This window comes from Limnohabitans sp. (assembly GCF_044361985.1).
Lineage (GTDB): Bacteria > Pseudomonadota > Gammaproteobacteria > Burkholderiales > Burkholderiaceae_C > Limnohabitans_A.
Window position 1 is genome coordinate 1 of record NZ_JBIKHV010000043.1, and the last position, 21,532, is coordinate 21,532.

A 21,532-nucleotide genomic window follows, 5' to 3' on the forward strand; every position below is an offset into this window, starting at 1 on the left:
CCAACTCAATTACGGCTCAGCAGGCAATGGCAGTGCCGGGCATTTGGCCTTTGAGTACCTCAAGATGGCCAGCGAGACATTTGTGGTGCATGTGCCGTACCGGGGGACGGGCCCCATGCTGACCGACCTGATGGCGGGTCGCCTGCAGGCAGCTTCGGTGGGAGCGCCTGCCCTGATGGCCTTCATCAAGGCGGGCAGGTTGCGCTGCATTGCGACAGGCACTTCGCAGCGCTTGTCCCAGTTGCCCGATGTCCCCACCGTGGCAGAGCAGGGCTTCAAGGGTTTTGAGATGACCCAGTGGTATGGCCTGATGGCACCTGCCAAGTGGCCCAAAGCCAACACGGCCAAGCTTGAAGTTGAGGCCATCAAGGCCGCGCGCAGTGCCTTGGTGAAAGAAAAATTGGCTCAAGAATCGGCCGTCGCAGTGGGCAATTCGGGTGCCGAGTTCGATGCGTTCATCAAAACAGAGCAGGCCCGCTGGAAGCAAGTGATCGCCCGGGCTCAGATCAAGCCTGAGGGTGGGGGTTGAGCGGGTATTGCCGCCTATACTTGGCAAATGAACCAACCGGTACATTTAAACAAAAGCAAGCCTTCTTTGGCGGATCACGTGAAAGAGTCAGGTCGCACCAACGACCCGGCCCGCACGATGGCCGAAATTTTGGCGGTGGCCACCCATGAGTTCGCAGACAAAGGGCTGACCGGGGCGCGCATCGACGCCATTGCAGCGGCCACCCGCACCAGCAAGCGCATGATCTATTACTACTTCGGCAGCAAGGATGGGCTTTATCTTGCGGTGCTCGAAGAAGCTTACCGACGCATGCGGGCCATCGAAGCAGATTTGCATCTGGACGATTTGCGGCCTGTGGCCGCGCTGCAAAAATTGGTGGAATTCACCTATGACCACCACCGCGACAACGAAGATTTCATCCGTTTGGTGATGAACGAAAACATCCAGCGTGGTGATTACCTGCGTCAAAGCAGCAACATCCAGCAACTGAACCAAAATGCGATCCGGTCAGTGCGCGATGTGTACGACCGCGGTGTGGCGCAGGGCGTTTTCAGGTCCGGACTGGACCCGGTGGACATCCATTCCGCCATTTCAGCCTTCACCTTTTTCAATGTCTCGAACCGCCACACCTTCGGGGTGATCTTTCAGGACCGCGCCAGCCAGGACAAGGCCAACACCCTCAAGCGGGAACACGTGGTCGAACTGATCTTGAGATTCGTCAGCCATTCAATTCCGGCATAACAGCTAGCGTTTCCTTGAATTTCATACCTAGGGAAACTACCGATACTTTAAAACTAACCAGTTCGTACATTAACTGCAGTCCTATTCTGGAGTTCTTTGGTGGTTCACAAATTCATCGACGGTTTTTGCAAGGCGCTCAACGTCGTCATCGCGCTGTGTCTGGCTGTGATGGTGTTGCTGGTGTTTGGCAATGTGGTCATGCGCTATGGCTTCAACTCGGGCATCACCTTGTCTGAAGAGCTCTCGCGCTGGTTGTTCGTCTGGATGACCTTCATGGGCGCGGTCATCGCCTTGAAGGAGCATGGCCACCTGGGCACCGACATGTTGATGGGCAAGTTGGGCCCTGCGGGCAAAAAGCTTTGCCTTGGTTTGTCTTACCTCGCCATGCTGTTCATCTGTTGGTTGTTGTTCAAAGGGTCTTACCAGCAGACCGTGATCAACCTGGGCAGCACCAGCGCGGTGATGGAAGTGACCATGGCCTGGGTGTATGCGCCCGGGGTGGTGTTTGCGGTGTTGGCCGGCTTGATTTTGCTGACCGATTTGTTTCGTTTGCTCACCGGTCAAGTGCGCGATGAAGACCTGGTCATGGTTCAGGAATCCGAAGAGTCGCCCCATGGCGGCAGTGGCAAAGCCTGAGCGCACAAGGAATTGACATGACGATCGCTATTTTTGTTTTTTCTCTGCTCGGTGCCATGGCCATTGGCATCCCGATTGCGTTTTCGCTCTTGATTTGCGGCGTGGCGCTGATGTGGCACCTGAACATGTTCGATGCCCAGATCCTCGCGCAAAACCTGCTCGAAGGCGCCAACAGTTTCCCGTTGCTGGCCGTGCCGTTTTTCATGCTGGCCGGCGAGATCATGAACGCAGGCGGTTTATCGCGCCGCATCGTGAACTTTGCGATGGCTTGTGTGGGCCACATCAAAGGCGGCCTGGGTTATGTGACCATCATGGCGGCTGTCATCATGGCGGCGCTCTCGGGCTCGGCGGTGGCTGATGCGGCGGCGCTGTCGGCTTTGCTCTTGCCCATGATGGTGGCGGCAGGCCATGACCGGGCCCGCTCGGCCGGTTTGATTGCCTCGGCGAGCATCATCGCCCCGGTCATTCCGCCCAGCATTGGCTTTGTGATCTTTGGTGTGGCGGGCAATGTGTCCATCTCCAAACTCTTCATGGCCGGCATCGTGCCGGGCATCATGTTGGGTGCGTCGCTCTGGCTCACTTGGTGGTGGTTGGCGCGGCGTGAAATGGTGCAGGTGCCGCCGCGCAAATCGATGGGCGAAATCATGGTGGCCATGCGCGAGGCCACATGGGCCCTGGTGATGCCGCTCATCGTGGTGTTTGGCCTGAAGTTTGGGGTGTTCACTCCCACCGAAGCGGCGGTGGTGGCGGCGGTGTACGCCTTGATCATCTCGACTTTCGTTTACCGCGAACTGGGTCTGAAAGATCTGTACCCCTTGTTTGTCAGTTCTGCCAAAACCAGCGCGATCGTGATGTTTTTGGTGGCCGCCGCCATGGTCTCGGCCTGGTTGATCACCGTGGCCAACTTGCCCGCTCAGTTGATCGAGTTTTTGCAGCCCTTGCTGGACAGCCCCCGTTTGCTCATGTTCACCATCATGGTGATCATCATTGTGGTGGGTACCGCGCTCGACATGACCCCCACCATTTTGCTGTTGACCCCGGTGCTCATGCCGGTGGTCAAGGCGGCAGGCATCGACCCGGTTTATTTCGGCGTACTGTTCATCATCAACTGCGCCATTGGCCTGATCACGCCGCCCGTGGGCACGGTGCTCAACGCGGTGGCGGGTGTGGGAAAAATCAGCATGGACGAGGTGACCCGGGGCGTGATGCCTTTCCTGATCGCCCAGTTCAGCATCATGTTTGCTATGGTGGCTTTTCCTGCGCTGGTCATGGTGCCAGCCCGTTGGTTCTATTGATTCCTGGCTTTGTCGTCTGATCGGGTACGCCTGACGACCAGCCCCTTGATGCAAAGCGTACGTCCTTTACTTTTATTTTCTGGAGACAACTCATGAAACGTGTGTTCATCAAATCCCTGATTGCCACCGTCGCTTTGGCGGCAATGGGCGTGGCAACGGCGCAAGACAAAACCATCAAGTTCGCCAACCAGAACACGGCGGGACACCCCATCGTGCTGGGCATGGAAAAGTTCAAGGAAATCGTCGAGAAAAACTCCGGCGGCAAGATCAAGGTCAATGTGTTCCCGGGCGGTGCCTTGGGCAGCGACCAGGCCAACGTCTCGGCCATCCAGGGCGGCACTCTGGAGATGGCGTCCATGAACTCGGGCATCTTCGCCTCGCAGGTCAAGGAATTCGCCATCTTCGATTTCCCTTTCATGTTCGGTACGGGCAAGGAAGCCGACGCCGCTGTGGACGGTGCGTTCGGCAAGAAATTGCATGCCAAGCTGGAAGACAAGGGCATCATTGGCCTCGGTTTTTACGAGCTGGGCTTTCGCAACATCACCAACAGCAAGCGCGCCATCAACAAGGTGGAAGACCTCGAAGGCCTGAAGCTGCGCGTGATCCCCAACCCCATCAACGTGGATTGGGTCAAAGCCTTGGGTGCCAACCCCACACCCCTGCCGTTCCCCGAGTTGTATGCAGCGCTGGAACAAAAAGCCGTTGACGGTCAGGAAAACCCAGTGGCCACCATCAACGGTGCCAAGTTGTACGAAGTGCAAAAACACCTGGCCCTGACAGGGCACCAGTACAACCCGCAATCGGTGATCATCAGCAAGAAATTCTGGGAAAAGCTGTCGGCTGCCGAAAAGAAAATTGTGGCCGATGCGGCAACCGAGTCGGCCAAGTTTCAGCGAGAAAAAGCCCGCGCCCTGGAAGCCAGCATTTTGGACAACCTGAAGAAAAATGGCATGCAAGTGTCCCAGTTGCCTGAAGCCGAAATGGCCAAACTGCGCGACAAGATGCGCCCTGTGACCGCCAAGTATGGCGTCACCGTGGGCCAGGACTTGGTCAAGGAACTGCAAGCCGAAATCGAAAAGGTGCGTTTGGCTGCCGCTGCACCCGCCAAAAAATCGGGTAAATAATCCGCCAAGGCGCTTCGCTGCATATGCGGCGAAGCCCTTTTGTTTGAAAAAAAAGGATGAGTCATGAAAGTCTTGATGCTGCACGGCGTGAACCACAACATGTTCGGCAAACGCGACCCCAAGCAATACGGCACCATCACCTTGGATGAGATCAATGCCAACTTGCAAGCGCTGGGCAAAGAACTGGGCGCCGAAGTCGAGTGCTACCAGACCAATCACGAAGGTGACATGTGTGAGCGCATCCATCAGGCATTTTTTGACAAGGTCGATGCCGTGCTGATCAATGCCGGAGCCTGGACGCACTACAGCTATGCCATCCGTGACGCGCTGGCCGTGTTGACTTGCCCGATTGTTGAGCTGCACATGTCCAACATCCATGCCCGGGAAGAGTTCCGCCACAAGTCGGTTTTTGCCGAGATCGTCAAAGGGCAGATCTGCGGCTTTGGTGCCGACAGTTATTTACTGGCATTGCGCGCAGGCGTCTCGGCTGCACAAGCCGTTTGATGTGACAGACCGCTGGCCCCCAGGGGCCAGTGCGCGTCTGCCTGAATGACCGACAACTAAACCTCTATCCATGATCAACGGTAACACCGACATCATTGCCCACATCGGCTACCCCACGCACAGCTTCAAGTCGCCGATGATTTACAACCCGTACTTCGAGGATGCAGGCATCAATGCGGTGGTAGTGCCCATGGGCTGCAAGCCCGAGAACTACGCGGCCTTCCTGAAGGCGGTCTTTACCCTCGAGAACGTCAAGGGTGCGTTGATCACCATGCCCCACAAGGTCACCACAGTCGGCTTGCTTGATGATGTCACGGCGGCTGTGCGCGTGGCGGGTGCCTGCAATGCAGTCAAGCGCTTGACCGACGGCCGGCTGGTGGGTGACATGTTCGATGGCGCCGGTTTTGTGCGGGGCGTGCAGCGCAAGGGCTTTGACCTGACGGGCAAGCGTGCGCTGGTGGTGGGCACAGGCGGGGTGGGTTGTGCCATTGCGGCTTCGCTGGCCGGGGCAGGCATTGCCGCCATCAGCCTGTTCGATGTGGACACCGCAGGCTGTGCGGCCCTGGCCAAGCGCCTGAAAGACAACCACCCCCAGATCGAAGTTCGCACCGGCTCCAGTGATCCGGCCCAGCATGATCTGGTGGTGAACGCCACGCCCATGGGCATGAACGAGGGCGACCCGCTGCCGATGGATGTGTCTCGCCTGTCCCCCAACACCTTTGTGGGTGAGGTGGTGATGAAGGCCGAGACCACCGCCTTTTTGGCCGCTGCGCAAGCGCGTGGCTGCCGCACGCAGGTCGGCACCGACATGCTGTACGAGCAAATTCCCGCCTACCTCGACTATTTTGGCTTGCCAACCACCACCGCAGAGGTGCTGCGCCGCTTGGCCAAACTGAGTGACTGAGCCTTTGAACCCTGGGTGTTGAGGCTGAATGCCTGATTGGAGTGTTGAGATGCCCCTGAACCAAATTGACCGCGAAGCTGTTCCTGAAATGCCCAACCGACTGGGCCTTGCGGGCATTGAATTCATCGAGTACGCCACCAGCCGCCCACAGGCACTGGGCCAGGTGCTGGAGAACATGGGCTTTCGTCCGGTGGCCCGCCACCGTTCGCGTGAAGTGACTCTTTATCGCCAGGGCAGCATGAACCTGGTGGTCAACGCCAGCCCTGACGACGCGCGAGTCAGCGCCACGGTGGATGGCCAGCCCGTCATTTCGGGCGTGGCTTTTCGCGTGCAGGACGCCCTGAAGGCCCACACCCGTTGCCTGGAACTGGGGGCCTGGAGCGTGGGCAGCCATGCCCAAGCCATGGAACTGCACATTCCTGCCGTGCACGGCCCGGGTGGCAGTCGTTTTTATTTTGTAGACCGTTGGCAGGAGTTCTCGATCTACGACATTGACTTCAAACCCATCCCCACGGTGGATCCGAACCCGCCTGCTCTGGCAGGCATGAGCTACTTTGGCGTGGTTCAGTACATCGGCGCATCCCGCAGCGCCGACTGGCTGACTTATTACGAGCACATGTTCGACTTCACCCCCATTCCGGACGAAGAGCGCTTTGGCATCTTGCCCAAGGGCAAGCTGATGAAAAGCCCTTGTGGCACTTTTCTGTGGCAACTGGTCGAGCCCGAGCTCTGGATGGACAGCGAAGACAGCGCCGAATGCTTGCAACGCATTGGCTTTGGCGTGCCCGATGTGGGGCTGGCTGTGGCAGCGCTCAAGGCGCGCGGTGTCGAGTTTGTCGAATCGGCCCAGCTGCATCCGGAAGACCGGGGTGCACTGACCCGCGCTGCTCTGGGTGCCGTGGCGTTCGAACTCGTTCACCTGTAAAAGGAAATTGCCATGAATTTGCTGGACGGCTATGGCATGGACACCATCACCATGGCAGGCACCCTGGAAGCCAAGCTGGCGGCCATGAAGGAAGCTGGCTTTTCCCAGGTGATGTTGATGGCCCGCGACCTGGTTACACACCCAGGTGGCGTGAAGGCAGCGGTCGAGGCCGTGCGTGCCAGCGGCATGCGGCCCACTGGCTTTCAGGTGCTGCGTGACTTTGAAGGCCTGTCAGGCCACCTGCATAGCTACAAGCTCGACATTGCCAAGGCCATGCTGGAGATGTGCGCCGCCACGGGCAGCCAAGTTTTGCTGGCCTGCTCGTCCACCTCGCGCCATGCCACCCAAGACCTTGACCTGATCGCCGCCGACCTGAAAAAACTCGCCATGCTGGCGGTGCCCTTGGGCATCAAGGTGGCCTACGAAGCCTTGTCGTGGGGGCGCACCGTCAACGAGTTTCCTTCCAGCTGGGACGTGGTGTGCCGCGCCGACTGTCCCAACCTGGGCATAGGTCTGGATTCATTCCACATCTTTGCTGCCAAGACCTCGCTGGATGCCATCGAAGAGCTGGACCCCGCCAAAATTTTTCTGGTGCAACTGTCGGACTTTATGTGGCAAGAAACCCCCACATTTGAAGAGCGCATGACCACGGCACGCACCTTCCGCGTGTTTCCGGGGGAGGGTGTTCACAGTGAGCAACTGGCCGATTTGGTGCTGCGGCTCGACCGCATCGGTTACCGGGGCGATTACAGCTTTGAGGTCTTCAACGACGACTACCAGCAGCTGCCACTGGAAACCGTGGCCTACCGCGCCCGCAAGAGTGCAATCTGGTTGCAGCAGGATGTGCTGCGCAAATCTGCGCCGCTTCCTGAATGGACGCATCAGTAAGCTGATGTTTCAATGAATTAACAAAGCCGCAGACAGCGTTCTTATCGAAACAGACTGGGCGGAGAAATTACACCAAAATCCGGACCGATGCCGCCCGACGGGGGCTGTGGGCATTGCGCGCTCAACTGGATCGTGATGGTCTTGGCTTGTTTGGATGCACTGAGAACGCGGGCGCAAGAAAAGCCTGACACGGGGATGTCGGCATGTGCTGCAATGCTGTGCACCATGGGCAAAGTCACGTATTCACAAGATTTGTCTTTGGCTGCACTACAGTCACTGACCGTGTCATACAGGGTTGCTTTAGAGCCCGGCTCAATCCAGACTTTGTCGCCAATGCTCACGGCAACAGGGTTTCGGTCTTCCACCAGTTTCCTGAAGGTGTTCACATCATTTTTATCGGTCAGCAAAGAAGACCACTGGAAGGTTTTACAAGGGTCTGCTAAAGGTTTTTCGTCGAAGGCTTGCAGCACCAGTTCATAGGGCGCACCTGTCGCTGGGTTGATGGTGGGGGCGGGTGGCTTTGCTTGGCTGTTCCAGTAGGTGCTGTAAATACACTGGCTGGTCACCAACGGAAACAAACCGCCGGGCTCGATGGTGCCAGGGCTGGTGATTCCAGCCACCGAAGTCACCGAAACCGGCGTCGAAAAATTGTTCCACAAGCGGGCGAAAAATGTTGGAACCTCGCCATCATTTTGTCCTTGCCCCTTGGTCAACGTGACCTGAACTGCCGGCACATCGTTGGCGGTCGGGGTCATGGGCAGCAGCTGCAAAGCGGCATTGGCCAGTGTGGGATTCCAGTACCCCGATTGCACAGTGCCCACAGAGAGTTTGTGTCCATCGGCCGCGTTCAGCCAGATAGCCGATCTGGACTGTTCCTCTGCAGTGGCCCATTGTGGCGTGCTGGAGGTGCTGCTGCGCAGGTGTTTGGCCCCAGCCAGGGCTGCCGCATCGGCGGCGTTTTGCATTTCATTGCGGACTATGTGCAAATATGACACGTCAATCACAAGCGCCGTCACCCCCAGAAAAACCGGGAGCATCAAGGCCACAAGGATCGCCATCACACCTTGTTGCTGCCGCCTCGAAGGTCTCGGCGTCAACGATGCTGGTTTGCGAAGCAGCGAAAAAAACGGTGGGGATAGGGGTTTTTTTTTCATCATTCTCTCACCATGACAGTGGTTGAAGTCAAGACCAGGGGTGAGCCCATGGCACTGAGTAAATTGCCCAAACCCAAGCCCCTGAAGGTGTAAGACACGCGAACAGCCAGGTGGTCGGGGTCGGTTTGGGCAGGGAAATCTATTTTTAAGTTATCAGTAGTGCAGGCGTTAATGACGACTTGTGTTGATGGGCTGTTACCCAAGCTCACCAGCGATTTGCCTGCATAGGCTTGCACCCGATCGCAAATTTGATCAGGGGTGACCGCTGGAATCTTCAACACGATGCCCGCTCGAGCGCCTTCGCGACTGGCATTGGTGATCATCGCCTTGTCGTAAAGGGCGAAACCAAATTCAAGAATGCCAGACAAGATCAATACCAGCAGGGGCAAAAGCAGCCCGAATTCGACCGTCGCTAAGCCCATTTGGCGGTGTCTGGTGGCTCTTTTTCTAAGCCAACCCATGGGGGCGCCTGCACAGGCCTCAAGGGGGTAATTGACGTGATCCATGGTTCGAATCTTTCGCTTTGAACAATGACGAATGACAGGCCAACAAATGAATGGCGTGACTGGAATGGCATGACTGATGACACACCATATTTCAAGGCCCCACACCCAACAGTTTGAAATCACACACAAACCAAAAAATAGCGGGGGATGGATCCGGTACGAAAGCACACCCGTGTGATGCATCGAAAAGATATGGGCCGATCGGCTCTTTAAATCAGGTCAAACACCCTGGGTGTAAGCCGCTGTGCTGTGAGGGCGGGCAGTCTGAGCGCTGTAGGGTCTGCACGCAGACCCCTGTGCTTCGAACTTGAATCTACCTTTTCAAAAAGGAATATCCACCATGAAGCACGTCATCGATCTATTGAAAAATTTCACGCGTAATGAGTCTGGCACCACAGCCCTAGAGTACGGCCCGCTGGTTGCATGGGTCGCATGGGTGGCGTTGGGCATCACCGTCGGCACCGCCGCTTTAGGCGCCGAGTTGGGACTGTTTTTTGGCCGCATCGTCACAAGACATTCAACCGCTGTTTGAGCAGCAAGCAAGCCTTCTTTCATGCAAAGAAACTGCTCAATCTTTCAAAGCTTGTGAGTTTTCTAACAGACGTAAGCCCGCCTCATTTTTAAAGTCAATCCATGGCGGTGAATTGAAAAATCTACTGCCGTTGCAAAGTCTGCAGGGATGAGGTCTGAAATTTCGAAATCGGAATCGCTGTCTCGTGAATGCGGCTTGAAGTTCATCAACATTGATCTGGAGTTATGAATCATGAAGAAATATCTGCAAAACTTTATCAACGACGAATCGGGTGCCACCGCCATTGAATACGGCCTGCTGGCGGCATTGATATCCGTGGGGATTGCTGTAGCGGCGGGGACGGTGGGTGAGAAATTGGTTGATGTTTTTGAATACATTGAAGGTAAGCTTGTTGTACCCGCCTAATACATAAAGCTATAGAACCCAGAACCCAGTCATGTTTGCCCAGTCCATGGAGCTTGTCAGCCTGTTGGCCCTTGCAACTTTGCTGGTGCTGGCCGTCTGGCATGACCTGCTCAGGCGCAGGATCCCCAACACCTTGGTGCTTTGGGGGGCCCTCACGGCATTGGCTTTGTCGCTGACGCCACGCGGCATAGGGCTTGACTCGGCTTTGTTGGGCGGCATGGCTGGTTTTCTGGTGTTCTTTTCCATGTACCTGTTCAAGATGGTGGGCGCGGGTGACGTCAAGTTGGTCGCAGCCGTCGGCATGCTCGTCGGTTGGCCCGAGATGGCCCAAGTCTGCGTGGCCATCTTGATCACAGGTGGCCTGGTGGCCGTGGCCTGGGCGATCTGCACCTCCAGGCTGCAATCGGTCATGAGGAACATCCATACCGGTTTGATGCAAAACATCAGAACAGGGCAATGGCCGCAAATTGGGCAACCCCTGATCAGCCAGGTCTCGCATGAACGGGTTCCCTACGCCTTGGCCATCGGATTGGGCACGGCAGCGCATTTTGTGGTGACCCGCTGAGCGCGACGATACACGTATAGAAATAGGAAAAAAATGATGAACAAACGCCCTGTCTTGATGATGGCGGTGGCTGCCGCTGTGGCCCTGGTATCGGTCTCAGTTGCGGCTGTGTGGTTGCAAAAAAAAGACGAAAAAAGCACCATCAAAGTGGTGGTGGCAACGCGTGATCTGCAAATCGGAACCCGATTGCAGCCTTCCATGCTCGAGACCGTGAGTTGGCCCGTCTCTGCCCCCATCAAATCACCCTTGAACTCAACCGATAAAGCCTATGACCGTGTCATCAATATGCCGGTATTGAAGGGCGAGCCCATTCTTGAGACCAAGTTGGCCGCGTTGGGTCAGCAAGGGGGCTTGTCCTCTGTGTTGAAAGACGGCAAGCGCGCAGTGACTGTGAAAGTCAATGAAATTGTCGGTGTTGCCGGCTTCGCTTTGCCAGGCAATTACGTAGATGTGATGGCCAACATACCTGACAAAGACAACAACCCGGTCTCCAAAATCGTGTTGGAGAGGATTCAGGTCCTGGCCGTTGCACAAGATGTCGCCAGCAATGAGAACAAGCCGCGGGTGGTGAGCGCCGTGACCCTGGAGGTCACGCCCCAAGAGGCAGAAATCATTGACCTGGCTCGAAGCGTGGGCGCACTGTCTTTGGTGTTGCGCAGCCAGATCGATGCCGCCAGTGTCGAGACGATAGGTTCTCGCAAAGCCGATTTGCTGGAGCGCACCAGCCAGTTGGGCAAGCAGGCAGCCGATGCCAGCTCCCGTGCCGGCAAGACTGAACCTGTCCAGACCGCGGCCGCCCGTCCAGTCAAGCGGGCCAACCCGGTCACGCCACCGAAAGTGACCGAAAAACTGGAAGTGATTCGCGGGATGAGCAAGTCCCAAGAGTCGGCCGAATGAACCGAGATTTCAAGAGAGACCCCACCACCATGAAAATAACAAACCCTACTGTGTTGGCACATGGCTTGGCCATCGCGTTGACTTTTTCGCTGCCTCTGACTGTGCATGCCGCCGAGACCAATTCGCCCGTGCCAAAAAAATCACCCCAGGCCCTCGCCACGGCAACGGCCACGGCCACGGCCAAGGCCAATGTTGCAAAAGAGGTTGTTGTGCAAGGCCCTGTGGAGTTGCTGCCCGGTGTCGATCTGAACACAGGAAAGTCCACACTTTTAAGGCTGGCTGAACCTGCACTGCGCATATCGATTGGCAACCCCGATGTGGCCGATGTCACCTTGATCAATGCCAAAGAGGTGTATGTGCTTGGCAAGAAAACCGGCATCACCAATTTGATCGTCTGGTCCGCCAATGGCAAAACCACATTGCGCGATGTCGCGGTGGGCCTGGACACTGGGGCGTTGCAAAACCGACTCGCAAAATGGGTGCCCACCCCAGAGCCTTTGATGGTGGATGTGATGGCAGACACCGTGGTCTTGCGTGGGCGTGTGCCCGATGCCACCAAGCTGCAGCGCATTGTGAGTTTGGCCGAGGCCTACACAGGCGGCAAGAAGGTCATCAACATGCTTCGCGTGGAGGGCTCGCAACAGGTCATGCTCGAAGTCAAGGTGGCAGAAGTTTCCCGCACCCTGCTCGATGAGCTCGGTGTCGACATCAACCTCACCCGCACGGCGGGCAGTACTTCTGTGTCTTTGCTCTCACAGTTTTTGTCCGGCGGCGCAACGGCCGTCACTGCTGCCAGTGCCAATGGCCTGACCACCATCACCTTGACGGCAGAAATGAAAAAGGGCTTGGTCAAAATACTGGCCGAACCCACCATCACGGCCATGAGTGGGCAGCAAGGGTCATTCCTGGCTGGAGGGAAAATTTTCATTCCAGTGCCCTCAGGTAACACTGGCAACATCGTGCTGGAAGAAAAAGAATTTGGCGTTGGCCTGACATTCACGCCGACTGTTCTTGAAGAGGGCTTGATCAATTTAAAAGTCACGCCTGAAGTCTCAGAGCTCTCGCAATTGGGGGCAACTGTGAAGGCGCTGAACGGGCAGGTGAGTGTGTTGCCCTCCATCACCACCAGGCGTGCGTCAACCACGGTCCAGTTGCGCGATGGCGAAAGTTTTGCCATTGGCGGATTGATCAAAAGCAACGTGACCGAAGCGATCAGGGCATTGCCCTTGTTGGGTGAGCTGCCTGTGTTGGGTGCATTGTTCAGAAGCAATTCATTTCAAACCGAAAAATCAGAACTGTTGTTTGTGGTGACCCCCAGGTTGTCCAAAACAGCCGACATGGCTTTGGCATTGCCCACGGACAATTTCAAGCCGCCCACGCGCTCTGAGTTTTTGATAGAAGGCCTGTTGGAAAAGCCCAGCCCAACGGATGAAGGGTCTGCAGCAGCGCAAGCAGAGACTGCGCCCGAAGTGACCCCCAAACCATGATTTCAGGAAACCAGCCATGACCAAAAATGATTTCAAATTGTCCCGCCCAAGCGGATGGGTGATTTTCTTGAGCCTGAGCATCACGGGTTGCGCAAATGACGCCTATGTGACGGCACCCAATTTTGGCAGCGCAGTCCGAAAAGCCGTGAGTGCACAAACCTTGAACCAGGATGCAGGCAAGCAACAGACTGCCAAAGCGGGCGCAGACGGCGTGATCATGAAGTCAACCGTTGACCGCTATCAAAGCACTTATGAAATGCCACCACCGCCTGTCAATGTGTTCAACATTGGTGTGGGTGGTTCGCCCGGCGGCACTGGCCGATGAAAGGACTGACATGAACACCTATTTATTGGCATCCGATGCCGCCATGGTCGAACTTTTACGCACCACAGTGCAATCGCTGAGCCTGACCGTGAAGTCGTCTTTGGTGAGAGAGCCCAGAAAATCCCTGTTGCCTTTGGTTAAAAACCTCGAGCCAGGCATTTTGCTGGTGTGCAGTAGTCAGTCGCAATTGACGGAAGATCTCAAGGTTCTTGAGTCAATGACCTGGTCGAATCCCCAAGTCAGTGTGATTTTGATCAGTGAGGCGGATAGCAAAGAAGATCTCGTTCTTGCCATGCGATCTGGCGTGCGAGAGGTGGTGGCGTCACCGCCCAGCCAGGATGAGCTCATAGCGGCATTGCGCCGTGTGATGACGCATTATCAAAAAACACAAGGGCAGGGCGATGCCTATGTTGGACACGGACAAATACTGGCGTTTATTTCTTGCAAAGGGGGCTGCGGTGCCACATTTTTGGCCACCAATATGGCTTATTTGATGGCGGACCAATTCAACCGCCGCTGTGCGTTCATCGACCTTGATTTGCAATATGGCGATGCTTCTTATTACTTGAGCCATGACGAGAACAAAAACAACATCAGCGATTTAACGCAACAGATCGATCGCCTGGATGCGCAGTTGTTGTCCAGTTGCATGCAGAGCATCAGTCCGCGCTTGAACTTGCTGGCCGCACCGGATGAACCAGGCGTTGCCTTGGCCATCACGGCCAACCAACTGGAGCAGGTGCTGACCTTGGCCAACCGGATGCACGAAATCGTTGTGCTGGATCTTGACAGCACCATTGATGCGGTCACGCTCAAAGCGCTTGACATGGCCGATGTCGTCTATTTGGTCATTGAAGGCAGCTTGCCAGTGGCGCGCAATGCCAAACGCATCGTCAAACTCTTCCGATCGCTTGGCTATGGCGACGAAAAACTTCGTCTGGTGGTGAATAAATACCAGCCCGATGAGCTGCTGGACGTCCCCACCATTGAACAAGCTGTTGGGCTGAAAGTTCACCGCACCATCCCCAATCAGGTTCATGCGGTGACAGAGGCCTTCAATTTGGGAAAGCCCCTTGAACTTTTGCATCCTCAAAATGGTGTCCTGAAAGCCTTGCGGGAAATGACGTCGGTGTTATTGCACGCGCCATTGCCCAAACCCCGAGGCTGGATTGATCGCTTGATCGGTAAAGCCGCATGACTTTGGCCCAGGACAAAGAGGAGACCGCTTTGAAAATTGATATTCGCCAGCAGTTTGAATCTCAAACACCCACGCCCATATTGTTGGGGCCCGGATTGGCCGCCACGCGGGTGACTGCGGTGAGGCTCGAGAAAATCAAGTCGCAGATACACCGAGAAATATTGGCACAAGTCGATCTGCGCCGCATGGAGACCATTTCTCCCGAAGCCCTGCGCTTGGAACTGAAGAATTTGACCGAGCGCTTGCTGGATGAAAGCAGCATGGTGATCAATGAGTCCGATCGTCGCCAGATTGTTCAGGGCATTCAAGACGAAATGCTGGGTTTAGGGCCCATTGAGCCCTTGCTTGCAGACCCTGGCGTTTCTGATATTTTGGTGAATGGCCCTTACAAGGTTTATGTAGAACGCAAGGGCAAAATTGAGGCCACCAACATCGAATTTGACAGTGAGCCCCATTTGATGCGGGTGATTGACCGCATTGTTTCGCGCATAGGTCGCCGCGTGGACGAGATGAATCCTATGGTGGATGCCCGGCTGCCCGACGGATCGCGTGTCAATGCGGTGATTCCACCGCTGGCGATTGATGGGCCCTTGTTGTCCATCCGCCGTTTTTCAGTGGTGCCCTACACCATGGTGGACTTGCTCGGATTTCAGACGCTCAACGCCGAGATGGCTGAACTCATCAATGGCTTGGTCAAGGCCAAAATAAATTTGCTGGTATCGGGCGGAACGGGCAGCGGTAAGACCACCTTGCTCAACGTGATATCGGCCAGCATTCCCCATGATGAACGCATCGTCACCATCGAAGATGCGGCTGAGTTGCAACTGCAGCAGCCCCATGTGGTGCGCATGGAAACGCGTCCGCAAAACATTGAGGGCAAGGGCGAAATCAGCCAGCGCGCTTTGCTGCGCAACAGTTTGCGCATGCGGCCTGACCGGATCATTTTGGGCGAGGTTCGAGGTGCCGAGGTGCTGGACATGCTGCAGGCCATGAACACAGGCCACGATGGCTCGATGACCACCATCCATGCCAACACACCACGAGATGCCACGACACGTCTGGAACACATGCTGGGTATGGCCGGCTTGAACGTCGATGTGCGCTCCATGCGCCAGCAAATCAGTGCGGCCTTGTCGGTGATCATTCAGGTCTCAAGGTTGTCTGATGGCCGACGCAAGTTGACCAGTCTTCAGGAAATCACGGGCATTGAAGGTGATGTGATCACCATGCAAGAGATCTTCAAGTTTGACCAAACAGGCATTGCACCCGACGGTCAGGTGCAAGGGCGATTTGTAGCCACAGGGATTCGTCCCAAATTTGTACAACGTCTCAAGACCCGTGGCATTGCCTTGCGTGATGATCTTTTTGATCCCATACGTTTCCGGAGTGCATGATGGATATTCTTTATTGGTTCGTTTTGGGGGCATGTGGTCTGGCCAGTTTTTTGATGCTGATTGGCTTGTACGAAGCCTGGGGTGAGTATTGGCATCCACGTCAAAGATTGCTCGATCAGCGCATCCATCAGATGCTCAAAATTGAGCAACGGCATTTGCCCACGCCATTCGTTCAAACAAGGTTGTTCAGCCGCTTCAAGTTTCTAGACAAGCTCTTGAGATGGCTTCCTGGCAGCCAGACTTTCGACAAATTCCTCCGACAAACCGATCTGTCTTTGGATGTTTCTCAGGTTATTTTGGTCATGCTTTTGCTGGTCGTGACGGGTGGTTTGCTGGGTTACATCCTGGGTTTTCCAGCAAGCCTGACACTGCTGTTGATGGCGCTTTTACTGGCGAGTTCAATTTATTTTTTAAAGCATCAACGGACCAAGAGAATCGAGGGCATTGAAAAACAATTGCCGGACGCACTGGATCTGATGGTGCGGGCGCAGCAATCAGGGCATGCCTTCACCAGTGCGCTTCAAATTACGGCTGCAGAGTCCAGGCCGCCCATTTCCATTGAGTTGCGCAAGGTGTTCGATGAAATCAATTTGGGCATGAGCATGCAGACCGCCATGTCGAATTTGGCGGCACGTGTGGACAGCAAGGAAATTCGATATTTTGTAGTGGCCGTATTGATTCAGAGCGAAACAGGCGGAAACTTGGCAGAGGTTTTGAAAAAAACGGCCACACTGATCCGAGAGCGCCAAAAAATTGCGGGCGTGGTGCGTGTCCTGTCTGCTGAGGGCCGAATTTCGGCCTGGATTTTGTCGCTCTTGCCTTTTTTGCTGGCATTCCTTTTGTACCTCATCAATCCAAAGTTCATTTCTGCACTTTGGAAAGCACAGATGGGTCTGGTGATGTTGGGTGTTTCCCTTGGCTTGATGCTTGTGGGTGTTTTGTGGATGTCCCGTCTTGTTCACATCAAGGTCTGAAAGAGTCACATGTCCACTTTAAACATCATTTTTTTGATCTCTCTTTTCTTGCTTGTTGCTTCTTTGATCTATATGGCACTGGCCCAATGGGTTCCCAGTGATCTGGATAAGCGGCGCATGAATTTGATCCATCATGCCCAACCTCAAGCCAATGCATGGCTCACGCGTTTGCAACGAAAAATGACCGACTTGCTGTTGTGGTTGGGGCCTTGGGCGGGCTCTCCAAATTCGGAGGACGCCATGGAGCCATCGGATTTACAGATCAAATTTCTGAATGCCGGTCTACGTTCCAGCATGGCGAGCTCTGTGTATTTGGGTTTTAAAACATTGCTGACATTTTTGTTGCCTGGCGTTTTGTGGCTGCTGATGTGGGTTTTTTCTGTTCATAAAGACGATCTATTTTTTTGGACCAGCATGATGGCAGCGGCTGCCGTCGGTTACTACATACCCAACGTCGTATTGCATGTTTTAGTGAGTAAACAGCATAAGATTTTGTTTCATGCGGTGCCGGATGCGCTCGATTTGATGCGCTTGTGTGTGCAGGCCGGTTTGGGCCTGGATGCCGCACTGGAAAGGGTGGGGCGCGAGATGCGATTGTCTTATCCCCAGCTCTCAGATGAGTTTGCCTTGACGGGGCTGGAGTTGCGGGCGGGGTCTTCCCGAGCTGAAGCATTGCGGCACTTGTCCCAACGCATGGGCTTGCCTGATATTGAAGGACTGGTGTCGATGCTGATTCAGGCCGACCGATTTGGCAGCAGCATTGCCGAATCGCTGGAAGTCCATTCGGATGCGCTCAGAACCAAGCGGCGATTGATCGCTGAAGAGGCGGCGGCCAAACTCCCCGTCAAATTGCTGATCCCTTTGATTTTTTGTGTATTTCCTGCGCTGATGACGGTCTTGTTAGGACCTGTGGTGATCAGCATCACTGAGAATTTCTTCTCACTGGTCAAGTCTTGAGTGAAGCAACGAGCTGGCCAAGATCATTGTCGTCAAACACAGGGCTGTAGGTTTGGCCCTGTAGGCCATGCACCACATAGCGATGTGAACCATCGTGGTCGCGAGGGCGTTTCATCAGGGCGTCCAGTGTGTTCAGTGAACTGCGCGCTTGCTGGTCCCGTGCGGCCAGCGCCATAAATCACCATGCCGACCTTCACCAAGGGCATGTCCACGTGGGTTCGCTCAATTGTGAGATTCGATACAGACAGGCTTGTGAGAATCTTTCACCATGGACGTGTTGAGTTTTCTACACCTTACCCATGAAAGAGAGAAATTGATGAGTCCAGTCTTTGCATTCAACAAGTGGCCGCGCGCTTTAGGTGCGGTATCGAAGCTGTCTGTAGCGGTGTCTGCGGCGACCCTGCTGCTGGCCTGTGGTGGACAGGGCGATGGCAGTATTTCGGCGAATAGCGGGGCTGAAGTGGTGCTCAAAGCGGGCGAGGCCGCTGTAATCGTCGGCTCGCTGGAGAGCGTTAAATATCGCTTGACTAACATGACTTGGTCCGTCATGCCCTTGGTGGCCACCAACCCGGATTTGACGTTGCTGAATGAGGACTGCGAAGTGGCCATCAAGAATGATTCCTTGACGCCGACCCTTGCGACGTCTACATCACCTGCCGGGTCCGGGGGAAGCGACTGGCAATGCAAACTCGTTGTGGGTTTAAAAGATAACGTCAGCACCGATGCTTTGTATGACTTGACGCTCTCTGGCATGAATGAGTTGAATCGGCAGGTCACCTACAAACGCACCTTGCGTGTGCAGCCTAACCCGACTCTTTTTGGGTTTGAGCCATCGTTGGCAGTGCCAAATAACTTTGTCATTCAGCCCGTTTCCAGTGTTTGCAAGCCAGGATTTTCTGTGGCTTTGAATGCCGTAAGTACAGACGCTACTGCGAAGTCTGTTTTTTACAGATGGCGCATTGTTCAGGGACCAACTGTTTTTCTTGCGGGCGCCAACACGTCACAGCTCGGATTCATCACGCCCTTGGTGAGTGAGTCTACTGTGATGGTGGTACAACTTGAGACCAGTCAGACGGCTTTCACAGACGACACCCCGGTGGCAAACTCCGCCACGTCGGTGATTCATGTTGATCCGACTTACCTGTCTCCATCCTGTTTTTCTAACTGATGGCTCTGCTATCAATGCAGGCCATAATCACGCCGGAGCCCACGCCTGTGGGCGACTGGTTTGAGGCACACCGAGTGCTGTGTACATAGTGTCGTGCATGGATTCTTGGCATATTTTCGGTGCGCAATGCCACTTCATTCTGAAAATAAAGAACAGATTTTTGGATTGACACTCGATTCTGTTTGGTTGTGCAGTTGGGCCCTGATGCCCGTTGTACAGACAAGGTACGGTGTGTACTGAAATTATCAGCTATCCACGCAATGCGTCACCCCGTTGCTGTGTGTTCAGGTAAATGCCCATCTGTGCTTCTTGCTTCGGGTGACTCAGCCCGACTCATTTTTGCAGACCCTGCACACTCAACAGAGTAGATTGCTGAGCAGCACCGTTTTCCTGGATGGGTTGTTTTCTTCTTTTATTCACTTCAGGTGCAAACAGGCGAGTCAATACTTGACCCGCCTGATGCACTCACTGCACCATCACACTGCAAAATTTTCCAGATCAAGGCTGGTGGCGTTCACGCCCAGCAGCAGGATGGAAATTTCAGCGGGGTTGCCGCCTGATACGTTGCCGTTGGTATCCACAAAAACCAAAGTGTCCGCCATCTGTTGCTCTGCCCAAATGGCATTGGCTTGTGGTCCTTCTGCAAATTCCAAAACCGAGCCGAAGGCGCTGAAATCAATGCGGTCAACAGCGACTTCGAAGTCGGTGATGGTCTCCATGCGGCCCCCTTCATGGCCAGAGTCCCCGCCATCGTCCTCGTGACCATCGCTCATGACCGTCGCGTCATCATGGCCGCCTTCATCCTCATGCCCCCCCCCGCCATCTGAGCCTCCGCGTGCAGGTGCGTCACTGTTCGCCGTGTAGACGAACACATCGGCGCCATGGCCACCGGAGAGGGTGTCTGGCCCTGCGCCACCGACCAAAATGTCTTTTCCATTGCCGCCCATCAATACATCAGGCCCACCTTCACCCATCAACAGGTCTTTGCCATTGCCGGTGTCCACCGTATCGGGTCCGCCGCCAGCCCAGACTTCGTCCTGGCCATTGCCTGTGGTAATGGTTTGGGGCCCCCCGCCGGCTTCAATGAGGTCGTCAAACTGGGTGCCTGTGATCACTGAGCTGCCATCTCCATGGTCTCCGTCATCACCTTCCTCATGACCTTCGCTGTCTTCAGACAGGGCGCTGACCATGCTCAACTCGTCTGCGCTCAGTGCCATGGCCGGTTCAGCAAGTGGCATAACAGGTTCAGCGATTTGGACAGCACCTGTTTCGTGCATGAAATTAATCACTGCGCGTGCGTCATCCGCAGCTTGCGCAAAGTCGTTCACACCCGATGTGGTGGCACTCCTGCTTTCAAAGGTTTTGCCATCAACGCTCAGGGCCAGATAGCTATCGGTCCATGAAGTGTTTTCGAAGACTGCTTCCAGCAGGCTCTTTTGGACCAATTCCAGGTTGTTCGGATCGCCATTGGTATCTTCGTACCACTGCAACCAAGTGCCTTCAAAACGTGCTTCACGGTCGTAGTTGTAGCTTTCCTGGTTGCCATTGGTGAAGTCAAAGTAGGTCACTTGCAAATCACCTTCGACCTGCAATACCGTATTGACCCCGAGCACGCTGTTTTGGTAAAGAACGGCGTCCAGGCTAATGGGCGATTCTTTGGAGAAGGCGGCACCAAGAAGACTTGAAGGGTCCCAGTCAGGCGCGCTGCTATTCCCCCCTAAAAGCGCTTTCAATTCATCCGGCCAATGGTCAGTCACTGCGGGCCAGGAGGAATCGCCACCAGCGGTCATCAGGTATTGATAAAGCGCCAGATTCTCGAGCGGTGAATCGATGGTCACGTCATCGCAGACGATGCGACCAGCCGGGTCGACAGAGACAACTGCTGCAGCCTCTATTTTCTCTAGCGCCACATTCAAAGATTTCAGCATCACTTTGTCAGGCGCACGTGCCACGTTGGCACGTTCCAGTTCGACGGTTTGTGCAAATTGCAGTTGGTCGGGTGGTATCTCATAGTCACCATCGGTGTTGGCTACAAAATAAATGGGAACGCCATTTGTTCCTACAAGAATGGGCTGGCCATTGGCATCCAGCAATGGTTCGCCATTTCCGTCGCCATTGGTGGGGTCCACATCCCGCAGCAGCACGTATTGGTCGCCGTAGAGATCCCCTTTTTTGCTGCCTGCGCCATCAGGTTTCCCACCACCGGATCCGCTGCCACCGCCTTCGCCAGATCCACCGCCAGATCCACCGCCACCGCTGCCACCGCCACCGCTGCCACCGCCACCCACGCCGCTACCGCCTCCACCGCCAGAGCCGCCGCTACCACTGCCACCTCTAGCGCTATAGGCAGCAACGGACACTAGACCGACTGGTTCAAGTGAATCGAAAGGCTCTGTGTTCTTCGAGCTGGACGAATATTTAGAATTTTTCATGATTTTCCCTTTT

24 protein-coding genes are annotated in these 21,532 nt (G+C 55.2%); 20 read left to right on the forward strand and 4 right to left on the reverse strand.

What is annotated here, in order from left to right; translation table 11 throughout:
- The 9 genes from ACIQ3A_RS08945 to ACIQ3A_RS08985 all read left to right on the forward strand — a co-directional run.
- Nucleotides 1–529: Bug family tripartite tricarboxylate transporter substrate binding protein (locus ACIQ3A_RS08945; RefSeq protein WP_396431392.1), on the forward strand; the 529-nt coding region annotated here is incomplete at its 5' end.
- Between the two features lie 27 nt (nucleotides 530–556).
- Entirely contained in the window at nucleotides 557–1,249 is a 693-nt protein-coding gene (locus ACIQ3A_RS08950) for a TetR/AcrR family transcriptional regulator (protein ID WP_396431393.1), read from the forward strand.
- A gap of 99 nt (nucleotides 1,250–1,348) precedes the next feature.
- Nucleotides 1,349–1,885 (forward strand): TRAP transporter small permease, encoded by a 537-nt coding sequence (locus tag ACIQ3A_RS08955; RefSeq protein ID WP_396431394.1) that lies wholly within the window; start codon nucleotides 1,349–1,351, stop codon nucleotides 1,883–1,885.
- 17 nt (nucleotides 1,886–1,902) lie between these two features.
- Nucleotides 1,903–3,180 carry a TRAP transporter large permease subunit gene (locus ACIQ3A_RS08960; protein WP_396431395.1) on the forward strand — a complete coding sequence of 426 codons (1,278 nt, stop codon included), beginning with the start codon at nucleotides 1,903–1,905 and terminating at the stop codon, nucleotides 3,178–3,180.
- Nucleotides 3,181–3,272: 92 nt separating this feature from the next.
- A complete protein-coding gene (locus tag ACIQ3A_RS08965) occupies nucleotides 3,273–4,304 on the forward strand; it encodes a TRAP transporter substrate-binding protein (protein ID WP_396431396.1) in 1,032 nt (343 codons plus the stop codon).
- A 63-nt stretch (nucleotides 4,305–4,367) separates the two neighbouring features.
- A complete protein-coding gene (gene aroQ / locus ACIQ3A_RS08970) occupies nucleotides 4,368–4,808 on the forward strand; it encodes a type II 3-dehydroquinate dehydratase (RefSeq protein WP_396431397.1) in 441 nt (146 codons plus the stop codon).
- A gap of 70 nt (nucleotides 4,809–4,878) precedes the next feature.
- The gene (locus ACIQ3A_RS08975; protein ID WP_396431398.1) at nucleotides 4,879–5,712 is read left to right on the forward strand and encodes a shikimate dehydrogenase family protein; all 834 of its coding nucleotides are present in this window, start codon (nucleotides 4,879–4,881) and stop codon (nucleotides 5,710–5,712) included.
- 49 nt (nucleotides 5,713–5,761) lie between these two features.
- Entirely contained in the window at nucleotides 5,762–6,637 is an 876-nt protein-coding gene (locus ACIQ3A_RS08980) for a 4-hydroxyphenylpyruvate dioxygenase (protein WP_396431399.1), read from the forward strand.
- Nucleotides 6,638–6,649: 12 nt separating this feature from the next.
- Nucleotides 6,650–7,525 carry a sugar phosphate isomerase/epimerase family protein gene (locus tag ACIQ3A_RS08985; protein WP_396431400.1) on the forward strand — a complete coding sequence of 292 codons (876 nt, stop codon included), beginning with the start codon at nucleotides 6,650–6,652 and terminating at the stop codon, nucleotides 7,523–7,525.
- A gap of 41 nt (nucleotides 7,526–7,566) precedes the next feature.
- Here ACIQ3A_RS08985 and ACIQ3A_RS08990 read toward each other — a convergent pair whose 3' ends face one another.
- Both ACIQ3A_RS08990 and ACIQ3A_RS08995 read right to left on the reverse strand, forming a co-directional pair.
- The gene (locus tag ACIQ3A_RS08990; protein WP_396431401.1) at nucleotides 7,567–8,583 is read right to left on the reverse strand and encodes a pilus assembly protein TadG-related protein; all 1,017 of its coding nucleotides are present in this window, start codon (nucleotides 8,581–8,583) and stop codon (nucleotides 7,567–7,569) included.
- Nucleotides 8,584–8,678: 95 nt separating this feature from the next.
- Nucleotides 8,679–9,185, reverse strand: coding sequence for a TadE/TadG family type IV pilus assembly protein (locus tag ACIQ3A_RS08995; RefSeq protein ID WP_396431402.1), 507 nt, complete (start codon nucleotides 9,183–9,185; stop codon nucleotides 8,679–8,681).
- Between the two features lie 340 nt (nucleotides 9,186–9,525).
- Between ACIQ3A_RS08995 and ACIQ3A_RS09000 the strand changes: the two genes are divergently transcribed.
- The 10 genes from ACIQ3A_RS09000 to ACIQ3A_RS09045 all read left to right on the forward strand — a co-directional run bounded on the left by ACIQ3A_RS09000 (nucleotide 9,526) and on the right by ACIQ3A_RS09045 (nucleotide 17,919).
- The gene (locus ACIQ3A_RS09000) at nucleotides 9,526–9,717 is read left to right on the forward strand and encodes a Flp family type IVb pilin (protein WP_396431403.1); all 192 of its coding nucleotides are present in this window, start codon (nucleotides 9,526–9,528) and stop codon (nucleotides 9,715–9,717) included.
- Nucleotides 9,718–9,948: 231 nt separating this feature from the next.
- Nucleotides 9,949–10,122: a Flp family type IVb pilin gene (locus ACIQ3A_RS09005; protein ID WP_396431404.1), complete on the forward strand. Its 174-nt coding sequence runs from the start codon at nucleotides 9,949–9,951 to the stop codon at nucleotides 10,120–10,122.
- 31 nt (nucleotides 10,123–10,153) lie between these two features.
- The gene (locus ACIQ3A_RS09010) at nucleotides 10,154–10,687 is read left to right on the forward strand and encodes a prepilin peptidase (RefSeq protein WP_396431405.1); all 534 of its coding nucleotides are present in this window, start codon (nucleotides 10,154–10,156) and stop codon (nucleotides 10,685–10,687) included.
- Nucleotides 10,688–10,723: 36 nt separating this feature from the next.
- On the forward strand, nucleotides 10,724–11,584 hold the full coding sequence (gene cpaB / locus ACIQ3A_RS09015) for a Flp pilus assembly protein CpaB (RefSeq protein WP_396431406.1): 861 nt from the start codon (nucleotides 10,724–10,726) through the stop codon (nucleotides 11,582–11,584).
- 29 nt (nucleotides 11,585–11,613) lie between these two features.
- Entirely contained in the window at nucleotides 11,614–13,071 is a 1,458-nt protein-coding gene (locus ACIQ3A_RS09020; RefSeq protein ID WP_396431407.1) for a type II and III secretion system protein family protein, read from the forward strand.
- Nucleotides 13,072–13,087: 16 nt separating this feature from the next.
- Nucleotides 13,088–13,396 carry a hypothetical protein gene (locus ACIQ3A_RS09025; RefSeq protein WP_396431408.1) on the forward strand — a complete coding sequence of 103 codons (309 nt, stop codon included), beginning with the start codon at nucleotides 13,088–13,090 and terminating at the stop codon, nucleotides 13,394–13,396.
- Between the two features lie 10 nt (nucleotides 13,397–13,406).
- Entirely contained in the window at nucleotides 13,407–14,594 is a 1,188-nt protein-coding gene (locus tag ACIQ3A_RS09030) for an AAA family ATPase (protein ID WP_396431409.1), read from the forward strand.
- Nucleotides 14,591–15,988: a CpaF family protein gene (locus tag ACIQ3A_RS09035; protein ID WP_396431410.1), complete on the forward strand. Its 1,398-nt coding sequence runs from the start codon at nucleotides 14,591–14,593 to the stop codon at nucleotides 15,986–15,988. Before ACIQ3A_RS09030 ends, ACIQ3A_RS09035 begins: the two co-directional genes overlap by 4 nt.
- A complete protein-coding gene (locus tag ACIQ3A_RS09040; RefSeq protein WP_396431411.1) occupies nucleotides 15,988–16,962 on the forward strand; it encodes a type II secretion system F family protein in 975 nt (324 codons plus the stop codon). Before ACIQ3A_RS09035 ends, ACIQ3A_RS09040 begins: the two co-directional genes overlap by 1 nt.
- A gap of 117 nt (nucleotides 16,963–17,079) precedes the next feature.
- On the forward strand, nucleotides 17,080–17,919 hold the full coding sequence (locus tag ACIQ3A_RS09045; protein ID WP_396431412.1) for a type II secretion system F family protein: 840 nt from the start codon (nucleotides 17,080–17,082) through the stop codon (nucleotides 17,917–17,919).
- Here the strand turns inward: ACIQ3A_RS09045 and ACIQ3A_RS09050 are convergent.
- Entirely contained in the window at nucleotides 17,909–18,034 is a 126-nt protein-coding gene (locus ACIQ3A_RS09050; protein WP_396431413.1) for a hypothetical protein, read from the reverse strand. The two genes, ACIQ3A_RS09045 and ACIQ3A_RS09050, sit on opposite strands and share 11 nt — an antisense overlap.
- Before the next feature lie 201 nt (nucleotides 18,035–18,235).
- On the opposite strand from ACIQ3A_RS09050, the gene ACIQ3A_RS09055 reads away from it, so the two are divergent.
- Nucleotides 18,236–19,087 carry a hypothetical protein gene (locus ACIQ3A_RS09055; RefSeq protein ID WP_396431414.1) on the forward strand — a complete coding sequence of 284 codons (852 nt, stop codon included), beginning with the start codon at nucleotides 18,236–18,238 and terminating at the stop codon, nucleotides 19,085–19,087.
- Nucleotides 19,088–19,563: 476 nt separating this feature from the next.
- On the opposite strand, the gene ACIQ3A_RS09060 is transcribed toward ACIQ3A_RS09055, so the two are convergent.
- Entirely contained in the window at nucleotides 19,564–21,519 is a 1,956-nt protein-coding gene (locus tag ACIQ3A_RS09060) for a calcium-binding protein (RefSeq protein WP_396431415.1), read from the reverse strand.
- Between the last annotated feature and the right edge of the window lie 13 nt (nucleotides 21,520–21,532).

Coding starts and splice junctions, on each gene's coding strand:
- ACIQ3A_RS08950 (WP_396431393.1), top strand. CDS start 557: ATGAACCAACCGGTACATTTAAACAAAAGCAAGCCTTCTTTGGCGGAT.
- ACIQ3A_RS08960 (WP_396431395.1), top strand. CDS start 1,903: ATGACGATCGCTATTTTTGTTTTTTCTCTGCTCGGTGCCATGGCCATT.
- ACIQ3A_RS08965 (WP_396431396.1), top strand. CDS start 3,273: ATGAAACGTGTGTTCATCAAATCCCTGATTGCCACCGTCGCTTTGGCG.
- aroQ (WP_396431397.1), top strand. CDS start 4,368: ATGAAAGTCTTGATGCTGCACGGCGTGAACCACAACATGTTCGGCAAA.
- ACIQ3A_RS08975 (WP_396431398.1), top strand. CDS start 4,879: ATGATCAACGGTAACACCGACATCATTGCCCACATCGGCTACCCCACG.
- ACIQ3A_RS08980 (WP_396431399.1), top strand. CDS start 5,762: ATGCCCCTGAACCAAATTGACCGCGAAGCTGTTCCTGAAATGCCCAAC.
- ACIQ3A_RS08985 (WP_396431400.1), top strand. CDS start 6,650: ATGAATTTGCTGGACGGCTATGGCATGGACACCATCACCATGGCAGGC.
- ACIQ3A_RS08990 (WP_396431401.1), bottom strand. CDS start 8,583: ATGGCGATCCTTGTGGCCTTGATGCTCCCGGTTTTTCTGGGGGTGACG.
- ACIQ3A_RS08995 (WP_396431402.1), bottom strand. CDS start 9,185: ATGGATCACGTCAATTACCCCCTTGAGGCCTGTGCAGGCGCCCCCATG.
- ACIQ3A_RS09000 (WP_396431403.1), top strand. CDS start 9,526: ATGAAGCACGTCATCGATCTATTGAAAAATTTCACGCGTAATGAGTCT.
- ACIQ3A_RS09005 (WP_396431404.1), top strand. CDS start 9,949: ATGAAGAAATATCTGCAAAACTTTATCAACGACGAATCGGGTGCCACC.
- ACIQ3A_RS09010 (WP_396431405.1), top strand. CDS start 10,154: ATGTTTGCCCAGTCCATGGAGCTTGTCAGCCTGTTGGCCCTTGCAACT.
- cpaB (WP_396431406.1), top strand. CDS start 10,724: ATGAACAAACGCCCTGTCTTGATGATGGCGGTGGCTGCCGCTGTGGCC.
- ACIQ3A_RS09020 (WP_396431407.1), top strand. CDS start 11,614: ATGAAAATAACAAACCCTACTGTGTTGGCACATGGCTTGGCCATCGCG.
- ACIQ3A_RS09025 (WP_396431408.1), top strand. CDS start 13,088: ATGACCAAAAATGATTTCAAATTGTCCCGCCCAAGCGGATGGGTGATT.
- ACIQ3A_RS09030 (WP_396431409.1), top strand. CDS start 13,407: ATGAACACCTATTTATTGGCATCCGATGCCGCCATGGTCGAACTTTTA.
- ACIQ3A_RS09035 (WP_396431410.1), top strand. CDS start 14,591: ATGACTTTGGCCCAGGACAAAGAGGAGACCGCTTTGAAAATTGATATT.
- ACIQ3A_RS09040 (WP_396431411.1), top strand. CDS start 15,988: ATGGATATTCTTTATTGGTTCGTTTTGGGGGCATGTGGTCTGGCCAGT.
- ACIQ3A_RS09045 (WP_396431412.1), top strand. CDS start 17,080: ATGAATTTGATCCATCATGCCCAACCTCAAGCCAATGCATGGCTCACG.
- ACIQ3A_RS09050 (WP_396431413.1), bottom strand. CDS start 18,034: ATGAAACGCCCTCGCGACCACGATGGTTCACATCGCTATGTGGTGCAT.
- ACIQ3A_RS09055 (WP_396431414.1), top strand. CDS start 18,236: ATGAGTCCAGTCTTTGCATTCAACAAGTGGCCGCGCGCTTTAGGTGCG.
- ACIQ3A_RS09060 (WP_396431415.1), bottom strand. CDS start 21,519: ATGAAAAATTCTAAATATTCGTCCAGCTCGAAGAACACAGAGCCTTTC.